Here is a 22345-nt window from a genome sequence, read left to right as displayed (position 1 = left end):
TGATCCGAGGCAGCGAAAGACAGCCGGAGATAGCCTTCGCCGTGGCTGCCGAAGCTGGTGCCTGCGATTGTGGCAACCCCTGCCTGTTCCAGCAGCCCGTCCTGCATCTGGCGGGCGTTCAGTCCGGTCTCGGTGATGTTGGGGAAAGCGTAGAAGGCACCCTCGGGCTTGATGCAGCTCAGGCCCGGAATCTTGTTCAGGCCGGCAACGCAGAGATCGCGGCGACGGCGGAAGGCGAGCCGCATCTGCTCCACGGCATCCTGCGGACCCTGCAGGGCGGCGATGCCGGCAAACTGGGTCGGCGCGTTGACGCAGGAATGGGTGTTGATGGCCAGCTTGGTGGCCAGCTCCGCCAGGCCGGCCGGCCACAGGCCCCAGCCGAGCCGCCAGCCGGTCATCGCATAGGTCTTCGACCAGCCATCCAGGATGATGAGGCGATCCTGCAACTGGTCGAGATAGGGAATGAAGCTGGCGTAGGTGCCGTCGCCATCCAGCACCAGGCGGGAATAGATCTCGTCGGCCATGATGGCGACATGCGGGAAGCGCTGCAGCCCCACGACCAGTTTTTTCACTTCTGCTGCCGGCGCGACGCCGCCGGTGGGATTGGCCGGCGAATTGACGATGAGCAGCCGCGTGCGCGGCGTGATGCGCGCGAGCAGGTCTTCGGCGCGGAAGGCGAAGCCGTTCTTTTCCAGCAGCGGATAGCCGGCCAGCGTGGCGCCGGTATAGTTGACCAGCGATTCATAGATCGGGAAGCCGGGATCGGGATACATGATCTCGGCGCCGGGCTCGCCGAACATTTCGATGGCGGTGGCCATCGTCACCTTGCCGCCCGGCACGATGACGATGCGGTCGGGCGAGACGCTGACCTTGTAGCGGGTCGCGATCTCGGCGCAGACGGCTTCGCGCAGCGGCAGAATGCCGTTGGCCGGCGTATAGCCGTGATGGCCGTCGCGCAGCGCCTTGATCGCGGCCTCGACTACATGCGGCGGGGTGGGGAAATCGGGCTGGCCGATGCCGAGATTGATCACGCTCTTGCCCTGGGCCTCAAGGGCCTTGGCCCGGGCCAGCACCTCGAAGGCGCTCTCGCTGCCGAGGCGAGACATCCGCGCGGCAATCTGCATGCTTGTCCTCCCGCTTGTACTTGGTCTGCTTATGACGGGATTCCGGCGGGCAAACAAGGCGGTGCGGTGCAAAACGCCAGCACCGATGCCGCTTTCGGCATGACATTATGCGCCGGACGTATGAGGTGCCGCCGGGCGCTCGTCATTCCGTGTGACAAGCCGGGCAACAGGCTTGCGAGGGCGGGCGGCCTTGCCTAGTGTCCTCTGCCTCACGCAGAGGACACCCGGAAAATGCTGCTCGACGTTCGCACCTACACCTGCCGTCCCGGCACCATCAAGCTGCAGCTCGAAATGTACGAAAAGCTCGGCTTCAAGCCGCAGACCCGCCATCTCGGCCAGCCCGTCGCCTTTCTGGTCACCGAGACCGGCCCGATCAACACCTATATCCATATCTGGGCCTATGAGAGCGCCGCCGACCGCGAGACCAAGCGCGCCGGCATGCAGGCCGATCCGGAGTGGCAGGCCTTTCTGAAGGCCAGCGGCGAGGCTGGCTACCTGGTCAGTCAGCAGAACCAGCTGATGACTCCGGCGGCCTTCGCCCCGATCAAACGCTAATCATTCCAGGCAAGCGAGTACCGATTATGAAACGCAGTGCCATGAGAACTGGTGGTCAGATTCTGGTCGAGCAGTTGCGCCTGCATGGCGTCGACATGGCCTTCGGCGTGCCGGGCGAAAGCTTCCTCGCCGTGCTGGACGCGATGCACGACCATACCAACCACATGAAGTTCGTGATCTGCCGCCAGGAAGGCGGCGCGGCGATGATGGCCGATGCCTATGGCAAGACCACCGGCCGGCCCGGCATCTGCATGGTAACGCGCGGGCCCGGCGCCACCAATGCCTCGGCCGGCGTGCATGTCGCGTTTCAGGATTCGACGCCGATGATCCTGTTCATCGGCCAGGTCGGCCGCGACATGATGGAGCGCGAGGCGTTCCAGGAAGTCGACTATCGCCGCATGTTCGGCCAGATGGCCAAGTGGGTGGCGCAGATCGACGATGCCGCGCGCATTCCCGAATTCATCAGCCGCGCTTTCAGCGTCGCGATGTCGGGCCGGCGCGGGCCGGTGGTGCTGGCGCTGCCGGAAGACATGCTGACCGATATGGTGGACTGCGCCGACGGACGCCCGGTGATTTCGGCCGAGGCGCATCCGTCGATGGAGCAGATGGCGGAGCTGAAAGCCATGCTGCAGGACGCCAAAAAGCCATTCATGATCGTGGGTGGCAGCGGCTGGAGCGAGGCCGTTCGCGCGCAGGTGCAGGAATGGGCCGCGGCGTCTGACATGCCGGTGGGCGCGGTGTTCCGCCGCCAGGATTACCTCGACAACGACTGGCCGAATTATGTCGGTGATGTCGGCATCGGCATCAATCCCAGGCTGCAGGCGCGCATCAAGGAGGCCGACCTGCTGCTGGTGATGGGTTCGAAGCTGGGCGAGATGGCGACCGGCGGCTACACCATGTTCGGCATTCCGGTGATGGACCAGAAGATCGTGCATGTGCATGCCGGCGCCGAGGAACTCAACCGCGTCTATTCCGCCGACCTGCCGATCCATGCCAGCAACGCGGCCTTCGCCGCCGCGCTGACCAAGATGGGCCCGGTGGATGGCAAGGCCTGGGCCGCCAGCACCAAGCAGTCGCGTGCCGATTACGAGGCCTGGCAGGCACCGGTGACCTCGCCGGGCAATATCCAGATGTCGCAAATCATCAAATGGCTGGACGAGACGCTGCCGGCCGATGCGGTGTTCTGCAACGGCGCTGGCAACTACGCCACCTGGGTGCACCGCTTCCATCGCTATCGCCGCCACAGCAACCAGCTGGCGCCGACCTCGGGCTCGATGGGCTACGGCCTGCCGGCCTCGGTGGCGGCCAAGCTGATCAATCCGCAGCGCACGGTGGTGGCCTTCGCCGGCGACGGCTGCTTCCTGATGCATGGCCAGGAATTCGCCACCGCCCTGCAGTATGGCGCCAACATCATCGCCGTCGTGGTCAACAACGGTATGTATGGCACCATCCGCATGCACCAGGAGCGCGAGTATCCGGCGCGTATCAGCGGCACCGAACTGCGCAACCCTGATTTCGCGGCTTACGCGCGGGCCTTCGGCGGCCATGGCGAGACGGTGGAGCGCACGGAAGACTTCGCGGCGGCCTTCGAGCGGGCGCAGAAAAGCGGCAAGCCGGCGATCATCGAGATCAAGCTCGATCCGGAAGCGCTGACGCCGCGCCAGACGCTGAGCCAGATCCGCGAAGCCGGCGTGCAGGCCAAGGCGCATCACGCGGATCGGTAACTTCCATTGTCATGCCCGGGCTTGACCCGGGCATCCCATTTTAAATGGGACCCGCGGATCAAGTCCGCGGGTGACGTATTCGCTCTGTTTTATTTCCTCACATTGACCAGCACCACGCCGGCAAGCGCCAGCGCGCCGCCGATCAGGCCGAGCGTGGTGGGCACTTCGCTGAGCCAGAGCCAGCCGATCAGGGTGGCCACCGGCGGCACGGCGTAGAGCATGTTGGTGGCGCGCGCCGCCGGCAGGCGGGCCAGCACCATCGCCCAGGTGCCATAGACCACGAAGCTCGGGATGGCGGCGAGATAGACAGCGGCGAAGATCGCATCGCTCGAGGCCACCTGCATCTGAGCGATGCCGCTCGGCAGCATGGGTGCCAGCAGCAGCGCGCCGATCACGATATTCCACGCGGCCACGGTCAGCGGCTTGTGGCGCGCGAACAGCGGCTTCTGCACGATGCTGTTGATCGCCGTGGCGAAGGTGGCGCCCAGCACCAGCAGCACGCCGCTGTCGAACTCGAAGCCGTCGATCTTGCCAACCGCAATGAAGCCGACGCCGAGGAAAGACAGCGCCGTGCCGAGCCAGGCGTAAAGCCCGAAGCGTTCGTTCAGGAACGCCATGGCCAGCAGGGCAGTGAGGATCGGGTTGACGTTGATGATGAAGCTGGCGGCAGCAGCGGGAACCGTGCGCTGGCCAAGATTGAGCAGCGCGGTATAGAGCGCGACGAAGACCACGCCGCCAAAGGCGAAGCGCCAGGCATCGCGCCAGCCCGGCAGGGCGGGCCGGGTGACGGCCAGGAATATGGCGGCCGGGACGGCGGCGAGGCCGAAGCGCAGCGCGCCGAGTTCCAGCGCGCCGAAGCCGGTCAGGCCGAGCCGGATGGCCGGAAAAGCGGAGGCCCAGCCGAGTACGGTGACGGCCACCAGGGCCAGGGTGGCAGTATCGAGCCGGGCGGAGGCAGGCACGGCAGGGCAGACGGCAGTCATGGGAAAGCTCCTTGTAAAACAATGAGCTAGAGCATGGTGTGGCACTCGATGATTGACAATCGAACAGATAAGGGGCCAGCTGTGCGTATGGATCACAGCTTGCCGAGCCAGCTGCCGCCGCTGGATACCCTGCGCGCCTTCGAGGCTGCTGCCCGGCTGGGCAGCTTTTCCGCCGCCGCCGAGGGGCTGAACCTGACTCATGGGGCGATCAGCCGGCAGGTCGCCAAGCTGGAACGCTGGCTCGGCCTCAAGCTGTTCCAGCGCGAGGCGCGCGGCGTGAAACTCACCCCAGATGGCGACCGGCTCTATGTCTCGACCCGCGAGGCCTTCGCGCTGATCGGTGCCTACTCCGACCGCTGGACCGAGCCGCGCGGTTCGGCTGTCGTGCGCCTCAGTGCATTGCCCTCGGTGAGCAGCCGCTGGCTGATGCCGCGTCTGGCCGAACTCGAGGGCAGCGACCTGCGCATCCTGTTCAGCGTCGACCATCGCCAGGTCGACCTGCAGGAGGAAGGCATCGATCTGGCGCTGCGCTGTGGCCGGGGCGAGGTGCCGGGTCGCGTGTCGCTGCAGCTGTTCGAGGAATGGTGCTATCCGGTGGCGTCGCCGGAGCTGGCGAAGACAATCGGCAGCGGAGACGCGAAACGCCTGCTGAAATTCCCGCTGATCCATGACTCCAGCGCCACCGGCTGGCGCGCCTGGTTCGCCGAACAGGGACTGGACTATCGCCCCGCTACGCATGACCGCCGCTTCGAGGATTACGGCCTGGTGCTGGATGCCGCCGCCTGCGGGCTCGGCATCGCGCTGGCCCGTCCGCCGCTGGCGCAGCGCGATCTCGATGCCGGCCGCGTGGTGGCGGTGGACCGGCGCATCGCGCGCAATTCAGTCTCCTACTGGCTCGACCGGCCGCCGGGCAAGCTGCGCCCGGCCGCCGCCCAGCTGGCCGCGCGCCTTGCAGCCGAGGCCGGCGTGGCGCCGGCGGCGCTGGCAACATTCATTGACAGCGACTGATGCATCGACTGTTCTAGACGGCCGGCAGGGAGCGGGGGACTACGATGTTAGGCAGGCTTGCGGCAGTGATCCTGCTGCCGTTCATGCTGCAGGCCATGCCGGCCTCGGCGATGGTGATGGAAGTCGTCGACAACCAGTTGATCATGTCCGGCGCGGTGGTCAGCGGCGATTACTTCAACATCACCTCGCTGCTCGACCGCAATCCGCAGGTTGATACGGTGGTGGTGCGCAATTCGCCTGGCGGCCATGCCTTCACGGGATTCGGCATCGGCGCGATCATCCGTGCCCGCAAGCTGAACACGGCGGTTTCCGGCTATTGCCGCTCGGCCTGTTCGCGTATTTTCCTCGGCGGAGTCGAGCGCCGCTTTGCCACCGACACGCCGCCGGGCCAGACCTATGTCGCCTTTCACGGCAACTACGACGACAGCGGCCGGCTCAACATCTCCAATATCGAGACGCTGCGCAAATACGTGATCGACTACAGCGACGGCAAGGCCGATATCGAGCTGGTCAAACGCTGGACCGTGATCCCGAATACATCCGGCTACATCTACTTTTTCGATCCGCACCGCCTGAACCGCAAGGACGGCATCTCGGTCTTCCTGTGCCAGGGCACGGAAAAGAAGAAATACGAAGATTGCGAGAAGATTGCCGGCAAGACCGGCTTCGATGTCGGCGTCTATACCTCGACGGAACTGGTCAAGCCGAACAAGTAGATCTGCGTTCGTCAGAGCCGGGCGAAGCGGCTGAACTGAAAGTGCTGGAGATTGCCGCCCGGCGTGCGGTGTTCCTCATGCCGCGACTCCTGCAGCACAAAATCCGCGCCCAGCTCGGTCTGCAGGCTTTGCGGCGAATAGCGCGTCACCGGCAGGCCACTGCAGCGCTCCGGTCCGTCGGGCGCGAAACTGGCGATGATGATCTGGCTGCCGGCGCCGGTGCCGGCCAGCAGCGCCCGTTTATAGGCCGCGCGGTCGGACGGCTCGGTCAGGAAATGGAAAACGGCACGGTCATGCCACAGGCGATATGCCCGGGTCGGCTGCCACTGCGTGATGTCGGCGACGATCCAGTCGATCCGGCTGGCCGCCTCGCCGAGCCGCGTCCGGCTTTTTTCCAGTGCGGCAGCGGCGATGTCGAGCACCGCCAGATTGCCGTAACCCTCGGCCAGCAGGGCGTCGGCCAGCCGCGAGGCACCGCCGCCGATATCGATCAGTGCCGCGTCATGGGCGATACCGCTGTTCTGAATGAGGGCCAGCGAGAGTGCGGGATTGTCCTGGAACCAGCTCACCTCGGTTTCGGCCCTGGTGGTGTAGACAGAATCCCAGTGCTGCTTGCGGTCCATGATCGCCTCCCTGCCCAGGCATATAAGAAGCCGGGCGGGAGAATCAATCACCGCCGGCCGAAGGCCTATATGCGGCGATGCGGCCGTGTACGGAATGCGATATGCCTATCCATGCGTGTGAACCGGGGATTTGCCATGGCCTTGCCGCATTCCTGTGCGGGCATGCGGGTGCCAGGTTGAAATAAAAATTGTAATCGTGTTCGGCGGTCGTCGTCGTCGACCGCGATGGAATCCGGGGACTGAGCTTGACATGATCGCCACACTCGCGCCGGTCGGCGCCCTGCTGCTCAGCGTGGCCCTCTTGCTGACCGGTAACGGTCTGCAGGGCACGCTGCTGCCGGTCCGCGCCAATCTGGAAAACTTTGGCGCATTATCGATCGGCGTATTGGGATCGGCCTATTACATCGGTTTCGTTGCCGGCTGCATTCTGACGCCCAAGCTGATCCGCCGGGTCGGACATATCCGGCTGTTTACCGCTATGGTCGCCGTCGCTTCGGCGATACCGCTGGCGCATGCCATGCTGGTCGGATCGCTGCCCTGGTGGCTGCTGCGCGTGATGACCGGAATCTGCATGGCGGGCCTGTATCTCATCATCGAAAGCTGGCTGAACGAACGCGCCACTCCGGAAAACCGCGGTCTGGTCTTCACCACCTATACGACGGTGAATTTCTCGGTGATCACGCTGGGCCAGATGCTGATGCTGGCCGACGATCCGCTGCGGTTTCATCTGTTCAGCCTGGCTTCGATCCTGGTTTCGCTGGCGGCGGTGCCGGTGGCGCTGACCCGCTCACCGCAGCCGGCCCCGATCTCCTCGGCGCGACTCAGCCTGCGCAAGCTGTATCGGGTTTCACCCGTCGGCGTGGCCGGCGTGCTGACGGTCGGCCTGGCCAACGGCGCCTTCTGGGGGATGGCGCCGGCCTTTGCCGCCCAGGCCGGCCTCAGTGTGCCGCAGATCGCCTGGTTCATGAGCGCCACCGTGGTGGGCGGCGCGCTGGCGCAATGGCCGTTCGGCCGGCTGTCCGACCGCATGGATCGCCGACGCACCATCCTGATCGCCTGCGCCCTGGCCTGCCTGGCCGCCCTGCTGGTGATTGCCACTGCCCTGGCGATGCCGGCCCTGATGATCGGGGCCGCTTTCCTGTTCGGCATCTTTGCATTTCCGGTTTATGCGCTCAGCGTCGCCCATACCAACGACATGGCCAAGGATGTCGACTTCGTCGCCGTCGCCGGCGGCCTGCTGCTGATCAACGGGGCCGGTTCGGTGATCGGGCCGGCGGTTGCCGGCGTGGCGATGGATCGCTTCGGTCCACTGGGCCTGTTCGGCTTCACCGCACTGATTCATGCCGCGATGGCCGGATTTGCCCTGTATCGCATGCGCCAGCGCGCCGCGCCGCCGCAGGACCAGAAGGCGGATTTCGTGCCGATGCCGAGCACCGCTCCGGTGCGGGCCGATCTCGATCCGCGCGCCGACGAAACCGCCGGTCCGCCAGATCGGTCTGCTGGATGATCCGGTGGGGATACGGCAGCGTAAAACAAACAAAACCGGCAGCCGTCACAGGAAATCGGCGGCGCGGTCGTGTAGGCTGGAGACATGATGATTCCCAATACCGAGCATATGCCGGCCAGCGATATTCCCGTGGCGATGTGGCTGGTGAAGGCCGGTCTGGACGATGTCGCCCCGGAAACCCTGGTCACCGGCTTCTGCAGTCATGTCGTTACGGCCGGCATCCCGCTGCAGCGGGTGTTTGTCGGCATGGCCACGCTGCATCCGCTGCTGCGCGCCCGCGGCTATACCTGGACGCAGACCGGCGGCCTGATCGGCAACGAGGCCATGCCGCATCGCGATCCCGATGACGAGCCTGAGGCCTGGGTCGCCAGTCCGCTGCGGCACATGCTGGCCAAAGAGGTGCCGGAGTTGCACCGGCCTCTGACCAGGCCGGAGGCGATAGGCGATTTCCCGGTGCTCAAGGAATTTGCCGAACAGGGCCTGACCGACTGGTTTGCCATGGCGCACAGTTTCGGCTGGACTTTCGAAAACGGCCGGCATGTGACCGACCGCTATGCCGGTATCGGCATGATCAGCAGTTTCACCACCATGCGGGCCGGTGGATTCAGCGAGGATCACCTGACACGGCTGCGCCGGCTGGTGCCGCTGCTGGCACTGGCGGTGAAGGCCGCCATGCTGACCCAGATGAGCCGGGATCTGACCGCTGCCTATATCGGCGGCGACGCGGCGCATCGCGTGCTCAATGGTGCTATCCGCCGCGGCCAGGCCGAGCGGATCGAGGCCGTGATCCTCTATGCCGATCTGCGCGGCTTCACGGCGCTGGCCGACCGCCTGGCCATCGAGCCGCTGGTCGAAACCCTGAATGCCTATTTCGACTGTCTGGGGCCGGCCATTGAGGCGGGTGGCGGGCAGGTGCTGAAATTCCTCGGCGACGGCCTGCTGGCCAGCTTCCAGCTCGATGGCCGGCGTTCGCCACAAGAGGTCGGCACCGCCGCCCTGCGGGCCGCCCGGGCGGCCCTCGATGCCGTGCAGGCATTGAATGCCGACCGCAGCGCTGCCGGGCTGCCTGTGTTGGCGCTCGACATCGCCTTGCATGAAGGCCTGGTGATGTATGGCAATGTTGGCACCGGGGCACGGCTCGACTTCACCCTGATCGGGCCGACGGTGAACGAGGCGTCGCGGCTGGAAAACCTGTGCACTGCCCTGGATCGCAACCTGCTGGCCTCGGAAACCTTCATGCGCATCGCCGGGTCCGGCGCCGGCCTGGTTTCGCTCGGTCGCCATGCCTTGCGCGGCGTGGCCGAGATGCGCGAGGTCTTCGGCCTGGCCCAATAAAAAACGGCGCCCGTAAGGGCGCCGTTTCAGGCGATGTAAAAATCGCTGGCGCTCAAAGCACCTTGAGGTCCACCGCCGAGGTCTTGCCTTTCTGGGTGGCCAGCTCGTAGCTGACTTTCTGGCCATCGTTCAGGCCGTTCAGGCCGGCGCGCTCGACGGCGCTGATATGCACGAAGACATCGCTGCCACCGGATTCCGGCTGGATAAAGCCGAAGCCCTTGGTGCTGTTGAACCACTTCACGGTACCGATCGCCATAGGAAACTCCTGATAGGCATAGTCACAGACCAGGCCTGCACATGCAGGCCGGGCACTCTTCTGTTTCGGGAGCGACTGAGCGCCACCAGCCGGGCGGACCCGGAACCGACGACCCGCAGAAACAGGCCAAAACATCAGATTGCACCGACCATAGAACGGCAGGGGGCGGGCATTGTCAATCGACCCACCATATCTGGGGCTGCCTTGGTCAATTGCGGCAAGATTATGAAATCTTACACCTTTTCATTTAGTAACCTTGAATTAAGGGAAAGAGTGCTTATCTTCACTCATGGTCGTTGAGACCAATGATGATCGCCGTCCGCAAAGCGGGATGCAGTGGCCCGCCGGCGCATCATCAGCCTTTCCCCCCTCCCACATTCTGACCGCACCAGCCATCGGACTTGTCCGATGCGCCTCGCTGCATGTTCCGCGTCGCATCGCCTGGCGATGGCTGCGGAACTTGTGGTGCGGCCCCATCCCTCTATGGCAGGATTGTCCTCGCTGGCCTGCGCTGGCAATGAGGGACTCATGAAGCCAGCCTTCTCGGCCGGTCGGCGACTGTTGGCGCGGGATGGACAGTCCCTGACCGCCGATATCGAGGGTGCCTTCATCCATGAGCGGCTGCGCGCTTTCGTGGCGCTCTGGCAGGTCGTCATTCCGGCCGAACACAGGATTCCTTCGCGCAGCGACATGCCGCCGGAACTGCTGCGCGATTTTCTGCCCTATCTCGTGATCATCGATATGGACGAAAGCCGTCAGCGCTACCGGTTTCGCTTGGTCGGCACCGAAGTGGTGGCGATGAACGGCCGCGACGGCACCGGAAAATGGCTCGACGAGCTCTACTCACCGGTCGACATGCAAGCGCATCACAAGCTGCATCAGCAGGTGATAGCGAACGGACGGCCGGTCCGCATCCATGGCACGCTCGGCTTTGTCGACCGCAGCTTCATCACGCTGGAGGGGGCCATCGTGCCGCTGTCCCGCGATATCCCCGACCGTGTCGAGCAGTTCATGCTCTGCCTCGCCTATGGCGACCTGCAGCAGCCGGGTTAAGCCAGCGCGGCTGCCACCTGATCGGTCGTTGCCGTCCAGCCGACGATGGCGCCCTGAGCACGGATCATAGCGATGGCAGCGGCCTTGAATTCGGGAAAATAGCTTTCGGTGGCATCTTCCACCAGCAGGCAGTCGTAGCCGCGGTCATTGGCCTCGCGCATCGAGGTCTGCACGCAGACTTCGGTGGTCACGCCGCCGAAGACAAGATGCGTGATGCCGCGGCGCCGCAGTTCTTCCTGCAGGCCGGTGGCATAGAAGGCGCCCTTGCCGGGCTTGTCGATCACCAACTCGCCGGGCAGGGCGACGAGGTCGGGCACGAAATCGTTGCCCGGCTCGCCCTGGACCAGGATGCGGCCCATCGGGCCGGGATCACCGATACGCAGGGAGGCATTGCCGCGCGTCAGCTTGGCCGGCGGACAATCCGAGAGATCAGGTTTGTGGCTTTCGCGGGTATGGATCAATGGAAGTCCGGCCCTGCGCCAGATGCCCAGCAGCCGCGCCACGGTCGGCACGATCACATTCAGGCGACTGACATCGTTACCCAGCGCGGCACCGAAGCCGCCGGGCTCGATGAAGTCGCGCTGCATATCGATCATCACCAGCGCGGTGCGATCGAGCGGGAAGTCGTAAGGATAGGGTTTGGCGGCAGCAATCGTCGGCATCTCAGTGTCCTGCCATATGGCGGCCGATGACCGTGAGGTCGGCATTGCCGATGGCATCCTCGAAAACGATGCGGCCGGAAAACATCACGGCGATGCGGTCCGACAATTCGAACAGTTCGTCGAGATCCTCGCTGACCAGCAGCACGGCGGCGCCGCGGTTGCGCGCGGCCATGATCTGGCCATGGATGTCGGCGACGGCGGCAAAGTCGAGACCGAAGCAGGGATTGGCGGCGACCAGCACATTGACGTCACCGCCGATCTCGCGGCCCAGCACTGCGCGCTGCACATTGCCGCCCGACAGCTGGCCGATGGCGGCATCCGGTCCGGGTGTCTTGACGCGATAGCGTGCGATCACCTGTTTGGCGGCCTCGCGGAAGGCGGCAGGCTTCAGCCACCAGCCGCCGGCGGCGAAGGGCGGCTCGTCGAAGCGCCGGAAAGCGAGATTCTCCGCCACGCTCATCGTGGCGACACAGGCATTGCGCAAAGGCTCTTCCGGCAGGCAGGACAGCTTGTGGCGTTTCATCGCGGCGCGGCTCGCATCGAAAGCCTCGCCATGCAGGACGATGGCGCCGCCGGCGATGTCGCGCTGGCCGGCAATCGCCTCGACCAGTTCGCGCTGGCCGTTGCCCGAGACGCCGGCGATGCCGAGAATCTCACCGGCGCGCACGCGCAGGCTGACGCTTTTCACGGCCGGCTGGCCGGCATCGTCGGCGACCTGCAGACTCTGGATCGCCAGCCGGGTTTCCTCGCGCGGACTGCCGCTGCCCATGTAATCCATACGGGGCGCCGGGTCGGGCAGTTTCTGATCGCCCATCATCATCTTCGCCATGTCGTCGGCGGTAAGCTCTGTCACCTTGCCGCTGCCGGCGAACCTGCCCCGGCGCAGCACGGTGACGCTGTCGGCGAAGGCGAAGACCTCGCGGAATTTGTGCGTGATGGTCAGTACCGTCAGTTCGTTCCGCCGCGTCATGTCGCGCAGCAGGCCGAGCACTTCATCGGCCTCGCCCGGTGTCAGCACCGAGGTCGGTTCGTCCAGGATCAGGAAGCGGCGTTTGAGATACAGCTGTTTGAGGATTTCGGTCTTCTGCTTCTCACCGGCCGAAAGCGCTGCCACCTTGCGGTCGAGCGGCACGCGGAACGGCATGGTGACGAAGAAGGATTCCAGATCGACATGCTCTTTCTTCCAGTCGATCATGGCCGGCAGGTCGGTGCGCGCCAGCACCAGATTCTCCGCCACGGTCATATCCGGCACCAGGGTGAAATGCTGGTAGACCATGCCGAGGCCAAGAGTATGCGCCATGCGCGGGCTGTCGATCGGCTGCTCGTGATTGCCGACCATCACCTGGCCGGTATCGGGCGTGTAGTAACCCATGATGCATTTGACCAGCGTGCTCTTGCCGGCGCCGTTCTCGCCGAGCAGGGCGTGGAAGCTGCCGGCTTCCACTTTCAGCGTCACATCGTCCAGCGCCCTGAGTGCGCCGAACTGCTTGCTCATGCCCAAAGCCTCCAGCGACAACGCGCCGGAAGCGGGCGGTGCGGCGGGATCGGGAACGAACATCACCATCAGATAGCCTTGAGAAACGCGGTCGAAGTGGCGACCGCGCCGAACACGCCGCCCTGCATCTTGATCATCTTCAGCGCCGCCTCGTGATTGCCTTTATCCGTGGCACCGCAGCAGTCTTCCAGCAGGATGCATTCGAAGCCGCGGTCGTTGCCCTCGCGCATCGTGGTATGCACGCAGACATCGGTGGTGATGCCGGTCAGCACGATGTTGCGGATCTCGCGGAGATTGAGGATCAGTTCCAGGTCGGTGGCGCAGAACGAGCCTTTGCCGGGCTTGTCGATGATGACTTCGCCGTCTTTCGGCGCCAGTTCCGGGATGATGTTCCAGCCCGGTTCGCCGCGCACCAGGATGCGACCGCAGGGGCCGGGATCGCCGATGCCGGCACCGATGCGCTGCGAGCGCCAGCGCTTGTTGGCGGGCAGGTCGGCCAGATCGGGCCGATGCCCCTCGCGGGTATGGATGATGTGATAGCCCCTGGCGCGCATGGCGGCCAGCACGCGCTGGATCGGCTCGATCGGTGTGCGGGTCAGCGAGAGATCGTAGCCCATGGCATCGACATAGCCGCCCTTGCCGCAGAAATCGGTCTGCATATCAATAATGATGAGTGCCGTATTTTCAGGCCGCAGGTCGCCATTCCACGGCCAGGGATAGGGATCGGCGGCGACATGACGGCCGGTCGTGGCGGTGCTCTGATAGGTCATCGCGTCACTCCGAGTTCGCCCGGCGCGCCGGCCAGCGTGCGGTCGCGCGAGCAGGTCAGGATCATGATGAGCAGGGTCAACAGGTAGGGTGCGGCATTGAACAGGTAATAGCCCTGGGTGATGCCGACAGATTGCAGTGCGGGACCCAGCGCTGCAGCTCCGCCGAACAGCAACGAGGCCCAGAAGCACAGCATGGGATTCCAGCGCGCGAAGATCACCAGCGCGACGGCGGTGATGCCCTGGCCCGAGGAAAGCCCTTCGCTCCAGCTGCCGGGATAGGACAGCGACAGGAAGGAGCCGCCGATGCCGGCGAGGAAACCGCCGCCGGCGGTGGCGAACAGGCGCACCCGGTTGACGGCATAACCCAGCGCGCGGGCCGCATCGGCGCTGTCGCCCACCGTGCGCAGGATCAGGCCCCAGCGTGTGTTGCGGAAACACCAGAGCAGAGCAGGCGCCAGCACCACACCGATCAGGAACAGTGCGTTGATGCGCAGCGAATCCTGCACCTGTGCATTGTCGCTCCAGCTGCCGAAAGGAATCGAGGGCAGGTTGGGGGCCTGCGGCTGGATGAAGGGCTTGCCGAGGAAGAATGCCAGCCCGATACCGAACAGCATCAGCGCGATGCCGACAGCAATGTCGTTGACGCGTGGCAGGCTGCAGATCAGCGCATGCAGGATGCCGAAGACGGCGCCGGCGCAGCCGGCCGCCAGCACGCCGAGCCAGGGCGAGCCGGTGAGATAGGACACGGCATAGCCGCTCATCGCACCCATCACCAGCGTGCCTTCGAGGCCGAGATTGATGCGGCCACTCTTTTCGGTGATGCATTCGCCGAGGCTGACGAACAGGAAAGGCGTGCTGACGCGGATGGCGCCGGCCAGCACCGCCAGCGGCACACCCCACCAGCCGAGCAGATCGGCGCTCATGATTTCACCTTTTTGAGCCACGGCAGGCGGCCGTAGAGCACTTCGCTGGTCAGGATGGCGATGAAGATCAGGCCCTGCAGCACCAGTACGGTGGCATCGGGCAGGCCCAGGCGACGCTGCAGCAGGCCGCCGCTGGCGCCGATGCCACCGAGCAGGATGGCGACCGGGATGATGGCGAGCGGATTATGCCTTGCCAGGAAGGCGACGAGAATCCCGGTATAGCCATAGCCGACGATCAGCGAGGCATTCGCCTTGCCATGCACGGCCGCCACTTCAACCATGCCGGCAAGGCCGGCGCTGGCGCCCGCGAGACCGCAGGCAACCAGCACCAGCCTGCCCACCGGCAGACCGACCATGCGTGCGGCTTTCACATTGCCGCCCGCCACGCGCATTCCGAAGCCGAACGTGGTGCGATAGATCAGGATATAGGCCAGTACACAGGCGATGATACCGTAGGCCAGGCCCCAGTGGATGTCGGTGCCCGGAATGGTGCTGAGCATATTGGCATCGCCGATATGAGGCGTGGAGGGTTTGTTCAGGCTGGCCGGATCGCGCAGCAGGCCTTCGACCAGATGGTTGAAGACGGCAATGGCGATATAGACCAGCAGCAGGCTGGCAATCGTCTCGTTAACGCCGCGCCAGTGCCGCAGCCCGCCGGCCATGGCGATCCAGGCTGCGCCAGCCGCCATCGCAGCAATGGCCATGGCGATCTGCACCACCAGCGGCGCCGCATCGGGCAGTGCCTGACTGATTGCGGCGGCGGCCAGGCCGCCGATCACCAGCGCACCTTCGCCGCCGATCACCACCATGCCGAGCTGGGCGGGCAGGGCGCAGCACAGGGCGGTGAGGATCAGCGGCGCCGCGCGCGTGAGCGTATTTTGCCAGGAGAACCAGGAACCGAAGGCACCGGCATACATCAGGTTATACGTCTCAAACGGATTAACGCCGGCGAGGCTGACAAAGATGCCGAACACCACAAGGGCGCCGAGCACCGCGAGCAGCGGCACGGCAACGGCCTCGGCACCGCTGCGCAGGATGTCCTGCCAGCGGGCCGAGGCGTCATCGATACTGACCGGGCTGACCTGCACGATGCGCTGCTTACGCAAGCGCGCCGAGCACGCCTTCGACCAGGTAGTTCATCTTCTCCAGCTCGATATCGGTCTGGCCGCGTTCGGTGCCGGAGGCGATGACGGTGTTGCCCTTGTTGTCCTTGATCGGGCCCTTGAAGATCACGTAACTGCCGGCGGTCAGCTTGGCCTTGATGTCATCGGCATGTTTGCGCGCCTTCTCATGCACCAGCGCGCCATAAGCCGAGGTCTTGACCACGCCTTCCTTGAGGCCGCCGCGTACCAGATTCGGCAGCTTCTCGCCGCCCTGTACCGATTTGGCCAGCTTGGGATACAGCGCTTCCCAGTTCCATTCGGCGCCGGTGAGATAGCCCTTTGGCGCCAGCTTGGACTGGTCGACGTGATAGCCGCAGACCATGATGCCGCGCTTCTCGGCGGTTTCGGCGATCACCTTCGGGCTGTCGACATGGCAGGTGACAACATCGACACCCTGGTTGATCAGGCCGTTGGTGGCTTCGGCTTCCTTTACCGGCATCGACCAGTCGCCGGTGAAGATCACCTGCGTGGTGACATTCGGATTGGCCAGCCTGGCGCCCAGCGTGAAGGCATTGATGTTGCGCAGCACCTGCGGGATCGGCTTGGCGGCAATGAAGCCGAGCTTGCCGGTCTTGCTGGTGTAGCCGGCGACGATGCCGCTGAGATACTGGGCCTCGTCGATGTAACCGAAATAGCTGCCGGCATTGGCCGGATCCTTGTCGGACCACAGGCCGCCGCAATGCAGGAAGCGGACCTTGTCGTATTTCTTGGCCAGCTTGATCATATGCGGGTTGTAGTAGCCGAACGAGGTGGGGAAGACCAAGGCGGCGCCGTCGAGGTTGATCATCGACTCCATGGTCTTCTCGACCGCGACGGTCTCGGGCACGTTCTCTTCCTCCAATACCTTGAAGCCGCCGAGCTTCTTCAGCGCGGCCGCACCCTGGGCATGGGCCTGGTTGTAGCCGAAGTCATCGCGCGGCCCGACATAGATGAAGCCGATGGCGATATCCTTGGCCTGTGCGCTACCGAAGGGCAGGCCGGCAGCGAGAGCAGCGGCGCCGAGGCCGGCCGTGCCCTGAAGCACGGCGCGGCGGCTGAATTTGATGGTCGATGTCATGGCAGTCCCCCTGGATTGGCTGAAGCCGCGCGAGTGTCCAAACGCGCTTCGCCTTATACGGGCAGCAAGAGTCATGCCGAGGTGATGTTATTCTAAAAAAATCCTTTATATACAATTTGTTATGCGAAACCTGCAGCTGCAGGTCGTTTTGCGCGGCGTACCACTGTGACCAATTTTTAATCATAATTATGTGATTGTATGCATCATTTATGCTCCGGCTGGGAACCGGCCGTTGCGGTCTGCGCGGCATCGGCGGACAATCTTTGTACCGACTCTATACCGCCTGTCTGGCGTGGCGTATGAGCTGCGCTGGTTTTTCGTTTCCCCCGTCGTTTCTCCCGCTGTCGAGTTTTCCCATGTTACTAGGCATCCCCTACACCGAACTCGCCTGGCTGGCGGTGGCCCTGTTAGCGGCCGGCGCTGTGACCGGCATCCTGGCAGGCGTGTTCGGCGTTGGCGGCGGCGCTGTCATCGTGCCGGTGCTGTACGAGCTGTTCACGCTGCTGGCTGTGCCGGAAGCGGTGCGCATGCCGCTCTGTGTCGGGACCTCGCTTGCGGTCATCATCCCGACCTCGATCCGCTCGTTCAACGCGCATCGACGCAAGGGCATGGTCGATATGTCGATTGTGAAAATCTGGGCGGTTCCGGTGGTGATTGGCGTGCTGGCCGGCGGCGTGATCGCCCGGTATGCACCTGCGGATGTGTTCAAGGCCGTGTTCGTCGCCGTGGCCGGCCTGTCTGCCATCCGCCTGCTGCTGGGCAAGGACAGCTGGAAGCTGGCGGAGGATATCCCGGGGCCGCTCGTGATGCGGGGTTTCGGCCTGGTGATCGGCGTGCTGTCGGCCCTGATGGGAATCGGCGGTGGTCAATTATCCAGCCTGTTCATGACCTTCTATGGCCGACCGATCCACCAGGCGGTGGCAACATCGTCGGGCCTGGGTGTGATCATCTCGTTGCCGGGTGCGCTGAGCTACATTTATGCCGGCTGGCCGCGCGCCGCCGAATTCCCCGACGTTGCGGCACTGCAGCCGCCGTTGTCGCTCGGCTATGTTTCGTTGATCGGATTTGTCCTGTTCGTGCCGACCAGCATCTGGACAGCGCCGCTCGGTGCCAGGCTGGCGCATACATTGCCCAAGCGGAAACTCGAAGTGCTGTTCGGCCTGTTTCTGGGTGTCGTTTGCCTGCGGTTCATTCTGAGTTTCTTCTGATAGCCGTGATTTGCCAGCGCTGACGTAGGGGCAGGAACGGGGGAAAATATAAAATTTCCGGGCCGCCTCTGTACGGATCACCCGCGGCGCGAGTATTCCTTTGCAAAGAATTCAGTCGGGGGCTGGCGTGCGCGTATGAAGCTCGTCTTGGGAGACAAGCGGCTGCTGGTAGCCACGGTGACGGCACTGCTGGTCATCGGCTTTCTTGCAACATCGTTTGCAAGTTATTTCGTGTCGCGACAGTCGCTGCGCGATGCGGTCGTCGAGACCGAACTGCCACTTACCTCAGACAATATCTATTCTGAAATCCAGAAAGACCTGATCCAGCCGATCGTCATCTCGTCGGTGATGGCGACGGATACCTTTCTGCGCGACTGGGTGCTGGACGGCGAGCAAGATTCCGACCGCATGACGCAGTATCTGCGCGAGATCAAGGGCCGTTATGGCGCCTTCACCAGCTTCTTCATCTCGGAACGCACGCGGATTTATTACCACGCCGATGGCATCCTCAAGCATGTCGAAGAAAAAGAGCCGCGCGACGAATGGTACTTTCGCGTACGCGAGATGATCCTGCCATACGAAATCAATGTAGATCCCGATCTGGCCAATCAGGATACGATGACCATCTTCATCAATTATCGCGTCATGGATTACTCCGGCAATTTCATCGGTGCCGCCGGCATCGGCCTAACGGTGAATGCCGTGCGTACGCTAATCGACGATTATCAGAGCCGTTTCGGCCGCACGGTTTATTTTGCCGACCAACAGGGACGCATCGTCCTGGTTGGCGCAGATAACTCGGTGCCAGAAAACGAAATCAGCCAGCGCGGCAATCTGGCGAAGCTGAAATCCCAATGGTCACAACGGCAGGCACGAGCATTCGAATACGATTACCGCGGCAGCACGCGCTTTCTCAATGTGCGCTTCATCTCTGAGCTCGGCTGGTATCTTCTGGTCGAGAAGGAAGCCGATCGCGACATCGCGCAGATCCGTCGTGCACTTTATGTCAATCTGCTTATCTGCTTCGTGATTACTGCATTGGTGCTCATCGCGACATGGATCACCATCAGCCGCTTCCAGCGGCGGATGGAGGCGATGGCAACGACCGACAAGCTGACCGGGCTGGCGAGCCGACATGCCTACGACATCCTGATTGACCAGGCACTGCGCGATGCGCATCGTCTCAATCAGCCGCTGTCCGTCGTGATGGTTGATGCCGATCATTTCAAGTCGATCAACGACAGTGCTGGACATCTGGCCGGCGATCGCGTGCTGATCGGCATTGCCAATGCGATACGCGCCAGCCTGCGATCGTCCGATCTGATCTGTCGCTGGGGCGGCGATGAATTTCTCGTCGCACTCCGAAACTGCGATCTGTTCAATGCCGAGCGTCTGGCGGAAACCATCCGACAAACTGTGGAGAACGCAGTGTTCAGCTTCAACGGCCGCCCTATTCCTGTCACCGTAAGTGTTGGTGTTGCCATCCTGCGTGCAGGCGATGATGCAGAGGCATTCATCGGGCGCGCCGATAGTGCGCTATATCGTGCCAAGCAGGACGGACGCAATGTCACGCGCTCCGATACGCTGGTGCAGATGGCGGATTGAGTGGCGCAGTGGTGACGATTCGCCAACCCGATCCGGCATATCAATGCTTGTGCGGGGTGAGAGGCGTCGCTAGGTTTGCTGATCGTCGGCAGGGTTTGACGTGATTTTCCAGGGGGGCGAAATGCGTGAGTCGGGGCGGGTTCTCATCACAGGCGGTGCGGGTTTTCTTGGATCGCATCTCTGCGAACGGCTGATCAACGACGGCATGGATGTGCTGTGCGTCGACAATTACTTCACCGGTCGCCGCGCCAATGTGGAAGCACTGCTTGACCATCCGCGTTTCGAGATCATGCGCCACGACGTGACCTTCCCGCTCTATGTGGAAGTCGACCAGATCTACAATCTCGCCTGCCCGGCATCACCGATCCACTATCAGCACGACCCAGTGCAGACGACGAAAACCAGTGTGCATGGTGCGATCAACATGCTGGGCCTGGCCAAGCGCGTCCGCGCAACGATCTTTCAGGCATCGACGTCGGAGGTGTATGGCGATCCGCAGGTCCATCCACAGACCGAAGATTATTGGGGCCATGTCAATCCGATCGGCCTGCGCTCCTGCTACGATGAAGGCAAGCGCTGCGCGGAAACGCTGTTCTTCGACTATCACCGCCAGCACAAGCTGAAGATCAAAGTCGGGCGCATCTTCAATACTTACGGCCCGCGCATGCATCCCAATGATGGCCGCGTGGTGTCGAACTTCATCGTGCAGGCTCTGCAGGGCAGGGACATCACCATTTACGGGAAAGGCACGCAGACCCGCTCGTTCTGCTATGTCAGCGATCTGATCGAGGCTTTCGTGCGCCTGATGGCGACCGGGCCGGAGGTCACGGGCCCGATCAATCTCGGCAATCCGGTCGAATTCACGATGATCGAACTGGCCGAGGCCGTGCTGCGGCTGACAGGCTCGTCGTCGAAGCTGATCTTCCAGCCGCTGCCGTCCGATGACCCGAAACAGCGTCAGCCCGACATTTCCAGGGCCAAAGAAGCCCTCGGATGGGAGCCAAAGGTTAAATTGGAAGACGGACTGAAGGAAACAATCGCTTATTTCCGCTCGATAGTTTGAATTTTTTCAGGTTTTTTTGCATGAAATTATAGGCTTTATTTCCTATATTTCTGCATACACGCTTCACCTGACGGTTGTGCAGGTGTCTCAAGGTGGGCAAAAATAAGGCGAGAGGGAACTTTTCTCGCGATCTATAAATGAATGAAAAATAAAGGAAATATCGTTTCGAGCAACTTGCCGATTCGTCTCACATAATCTGTAATAATTGGAAAACTGCCCTTTTCGGGACGGCCCCGGACAAGAAGGGGTGAGACAGGTTCTGAAACTATCGCGTGCAAAAACCTGCTTGCGTTAACCACAAAAATCAATTAGCCCTATTCACGCGTACAGAAAGTTATTGCGAAACGCTACAGAAAGTGAGCGCTAGCCATGGGTACTCTTCGCGAGGCGGCTGTTGGCCGCATATTCGCCCCTCAATGGCAGATCGTTGCATTGCGCGAATTGTCGGTCATGGACTCGGTCCGTGCCTGCTTGACGCGTTTTTGTAGTTTTTCCGCATTTTATCAGATTTTTTCGTCGTTCGGGTGCCAGGCTCACCGGAACGGATCAGTCGTGTACGCAAGCCATAACTGTCTCGTTGGGCGTGTATCACGCCCGGCACGGCTCATCGCTTACACGACTATCGGCTAGCGCTTAGCGCTCAGGGGGAGGATTTATCATGGCGGGTATCAGCTTTCTTTCGGCAACTCAGATTGCAGCTCTGTCGTCCACTGCAATTCAGGGCTTGACCACGACTGACATCCAGTCGCTCAAATCCACCCAGATCGCCGCGCTCTCCCAGACCGGCATCGAAGCCCTCGATTCAACACATGTTGACGCGCTGCTGACCACACAGGTCAAAGCGCTCACTGCAACGCAATTCGGCTACTTCACCACGTCGCAGCTGGTCTTCGACGCAGCCCAGCTCCAGGTTCTCTCCTCCGCCCAGCTGCAGGCCCTCAGCACCACGAACCTCTCGTCGCTCGACAGCACCCAGATTCAGTCGCTGAACGGCACCCAGATTCGTGCCCTGTCCACCACGCAGATTGACGCGCTTGAAACCACCGACATTCTGGAATTCACCTCGACGCAGCTCGGCGCGCTGAACGCTACGCAGCTCCGCGCGATCACCACCACGAATCTCGATCAGCTGACCACGACGCAGATCGGCGGTCTGACCTCGACCCTGATCCAGGCCCTCGACACCACCCAGACCCAGGCGCTGACCACCACTTTCGTTGGTGCGCTGAACGCCACCCAGGTCAAGGGCTTCACCTCGACCCAGGTCAGCCAGCTGGATGAAACCCAGGCCGCCGCGCTGACCTCCACCGCCATCTCGGCGCTGTTCACCACGCAGGTCAAGGCGCTGAGCACCACGGCGCTGAATGCCCTGGATACGACGCAGAGCAAGGCGCTGGCGGCCACGCAGATCGCCGCCCTGAGCACGACGCAGATCGCAGGCCTGGACACCACGGATGTGACGGACCTGACCACGACCCAGCTGAAGGCGCTGACCGCCACGCAGCTGAAGTCGCT

Annotated in this window: 20 protein-coding genes and 1 pseudogene; 11 read left to right on the top strand and 10 right to left on the bottom strand. The window is 63.1% G+C overall.

Annotated features, from left to right (window positions below; genetic code table 11):
• Nucleotides 1-1124: pyridoxal phosphate-dependent aminotransferase (locus OJJ21_RS00575; RefSeq protein ID WP_297682294.1), on the bottom strand; the 1124-nt coding region annotated here is incomplete at its 3' end.
• Between the two features lie 231 nt (nt 1125-1355).
• Between OJJ21_RS00575 and OJJ21_RS00570 the strand changes: the two genes are divergently transcribed.
• Both OJJ21_RS00570 and OJJ21_RS00565 read left to right on the top strand, forming a co-directional pair.
• Nucleotides 1356-1679, top strand: a complete 324-nt coding sequence (locus tag OJJ21_RS00570) for an NIPSNAP family protein (RefSeq protein WP_297682292.1) — start codon at nt 1356-1358, stop codon at nt 1677-1679.
• Nucleotides 1680-1720: 41 nt separating this feature from the next.
• Nucleotides 1721-3403, top strand: a complete 1683-nt coding sequence (locus tag OJJ21_RS00565; protein ID WP_297682290.1) for a thiamine pyrophosphate-binding protein — start codon at nt 1721-1723, stop codon at nt 3401-3403.
• Between the two features lie 89 nt (nt 3404-3492).
• On the opposite strand, the gene OJJ21_RS00560 is transcribed toward OJJ21_RS00565, so the two are convergent.
• Nucleotides 3493-4386, bottom strand: a complete 894-nt coding sequence (locus OJJ21_RS00560; RefSeq protein ID WP_297682289.1) for a DMT family transporter — start codon at nt 4384-4386, stop codon at nt 3493-3495.
• Between the two features lie 87 nt (nt 4387-4473).
• Here OJJ21_RS00560 and OJJ21_RS00555 point away from each other — a divergent pair, with 87 nt between their 5' ends.
• Both OJJ21_RS00555 and OJJ21_RS00550 read left to right on the top strand, forming a co-directional pair.
• Complete coding sequence (locus tag OJJ21_RS00555) at nt 4474-5394, top strand: LysR family transcriptional regulator (RefSeq protein WP_297682288.1); 921 nt, start codon at nt 4474-4476, stop codon at nt 5392-5394.
• A gap of 44 nt (nt 5395-5438) precedes the next feature.
• Nucleotides 5439-6110, top strand: coding sequence for a hypothetical protein (locus tag OJJ21_RS00550; RefSeq protein ID WP_297682286.1), 672 nt, complete (start codon nt 5439-5441; stop codon nt 6108-6110).
• A gap of 11 nt (nt 6111-6121) precedes the next feature.
• On the opposite strand, the gene OJJ21_RS00545 is transcribed toward OJJ21_RS00550, so the two are convergent.
• The gene (locus tag OJJ21_RS00545; protein ID WP_297682284.1) at nt 6122-6733 is read right to left on the bottom strand and encodes a class I SAM-dependent methyltransferase; all 612 of its coding nucleotides are present in this window, start codon (nt 6731-6733) and stop codon (nt 6122-6124) included.
• Nucleotides 6734-6983: 250 nt separating this feature from the next.
• Between OJJ21_RS00545 and OJJ21_RS00540 the strand changes: the two genes are divergently transcribed.
• On the top strand, nt 6984-8240 hold the full coding sequence (locus OJJ21_RS00540; RefSeq protein ID WP_297682282.1) for an MFS transporter: 1257 nt from the start codon (nt 6984-6986) through the stop codon (nt 8238-8240).
• Nucleotides 8241-8324: 84 nt separating this feature from the next.
• Entirely contained in the window at nt 8325-9575 is a 1251-nt protein-coding gene (locus OJJ21_RS00535) for an adenylate/guanylate cyclase domain-containing protein (RefSeq protein WP_297682280.1), read from the top strand.
• A 52-nt stretch (nt 9576-9627) separates the two neighbouring features.
• Here the strand turns inward: OJJ21_RS00535 and OJJ21_RS00530 are convergent, their stop codons facing one another.
• A complete protein-coding gene (locus OJJ21_RS00530; RefSeq protein ID WP_297682278.1) occupies nt 9628-9831 on the bottom strand; it encodes a cold-shock protein in 204 nt (67 codons plus the stop codon).
• Between the two features lie 528 nt (nt 9832-10359).
• On the opposite strand from OJJ21_RS00530, the gene OJJ21_RS00525 reads away from it, so the two are divergent.
• Nucleotides 10360-10884, top strand: coding sequence for a PAS domain-containing protein (locus tag OJJ21_RS00525; protein WP_297682276.1), 525 nt, complete (start codon nt 10360-10362; stop codon nt 10882-10884).
• Here OJJ21_RS00525 and OJJ21_RS00520 read toward each other — a convergent pair.
• Genes OJJ21_RS00520 through OJJ21_RS00495 form a run of 6 tightly spaced genes read right to left on the bottom strand, consistent with a single transcriptional unit; the run spans nt 10881 to nt 16954 of the window.
• Nucleotides 10881-11546: a cysteine hydrolase gene (locus OJJ21_RS00520; RefSeq protein ID WP_297682274.1), complete on the bottom strand. Its 666-nt coding sequence runs from the start codon at nt 11544-11546 to the stop codon at nt 10881-10883. The genes OJJ21_RS00525 and OJJ21_RS00520 overlap by 4 nt on opposite strands.
• Before the next feature lies 1 nt (nt 11547).
• A complete protein-coding gene (locus tag OJJ21_RS00515) occupies nt 11548-13110 on the bottom strand; it encodes an ABC transporter ATP-binding protein (protein ID WP_297682272.1) in 1563 nt (520 codons plus the stop codon).
• Entirely contained in the window at nt 13110-13811 is a 702-nt protein-coding gene (locus OJJ21_RS00510) for an isochorismatase family cysteine hydrolase (protein ID WP_297682271.1), read from the bottom strand. The genes OJJ21_RS00515 and OJJ21_RS00510 overlap by 1 nt, the downstream gene beginning before the upstream one ends.
• On the bottom strand, nt 13808-14734 hold the full coding sequence (locus OJJ21_RS00505) for an ABC transporter permease (protein ID WP_297682269.1): 927 nt from the start codon (nt 14732-14734) through the stop codon (nt 13808-13810). The genes OJJ21_RS00510 and OJJ21_RS00505 overlap by 4 nt, the downstream gene beginning before the upstream one ends.
• Nucleotides 14731-15840, bottom strand: coding sequence for an ABC transporter permease (locus OJJ21_RS00500; RefSeq protein WP_297682267.1), 1110 nt, complete (start codon nt 15838-15840; stop codon nt 14731-14733). The genes OJJ21_RS00505 and OJJ21_RS00500 overlap by 4 nt, the downstream gene beginning before the upstream one ends.
• Nucleotides 15833-16954, bottom strand: a complete 1122-nt coding sequence (locus OJJ21_RS00495) for a BMP family ABC transporter substrate-binding protein (protein WP_297682265.1) — start codon at nt 16952-16954, stop codon at nt 15833-15835. Before OJJ21_RS00495 ends, OJJ21_RS00500 begins: the two co-directional genes overlap by 8 nt.
• A 356-nt stretch (nt 16955-17310) precedes the next feature.
• On the opposite strand from OJJ21_RS00495, the gene OJJ21_RS00490 reads away from it, so the two are divergent.
• The 4 genes and pseudogenes from OJJ21_RS00490 to OJJ21_RS00475 all read left to right on the top strand — a co-directional run.
• Nucleotides 17311-18162, top strand: coding sequence for a sulfite exporter TauE/SafE family protein (locus OJJ21_RS00490; protein WP_297682263.1), 852 nt, complete (start codon nt 17311-17313; stop codon nt 18160-18162).
• A gap of 135 nt (nt 18163-18297) precedes the next feature.
• Entirely contained in the window at nt 18298-19767 is a 1470-nt protein-coding gene (locus tag OJJ21_RS00485; RefSeq protein ID WP_297682261.1) for a sensor domain-containing diguanylate cyclase, read from the top strand.
• A 121-nt stretch (nt 19768-19888) separates the two neighbouring features.
• A complete protein-coding gene (locus OJJ21_RS00480; RefSeq protein ID WP_297682259.1) occupies nt 19889-20830 on the top strand; it encodes a UDP-glucuronic acid decarboxylase family protein in 942 nt (313 codons plus the stop codon).
• A gap of 724 nt (nt 20831-21554) precedes the next feature.
• Nucleotides 21555-22345, top strand: a pseudogene (locus OJJ21_RS00475) (heme utilization protein); the annotation flags it as partial.

This window comes from Ferrovibrio sp. (genome assembly GCF_025869515.1).
GTDB lineage: Bacteria > Pseudomonadota > Alphaproteobacteria > Ferrovibrionales > Ferrovibrionaceae > Ferrovibrio.
Note: the sequence above shows the minus strand (reverse complement) of the source record. Positions and strands in the feature narration are given on the sequence as shown.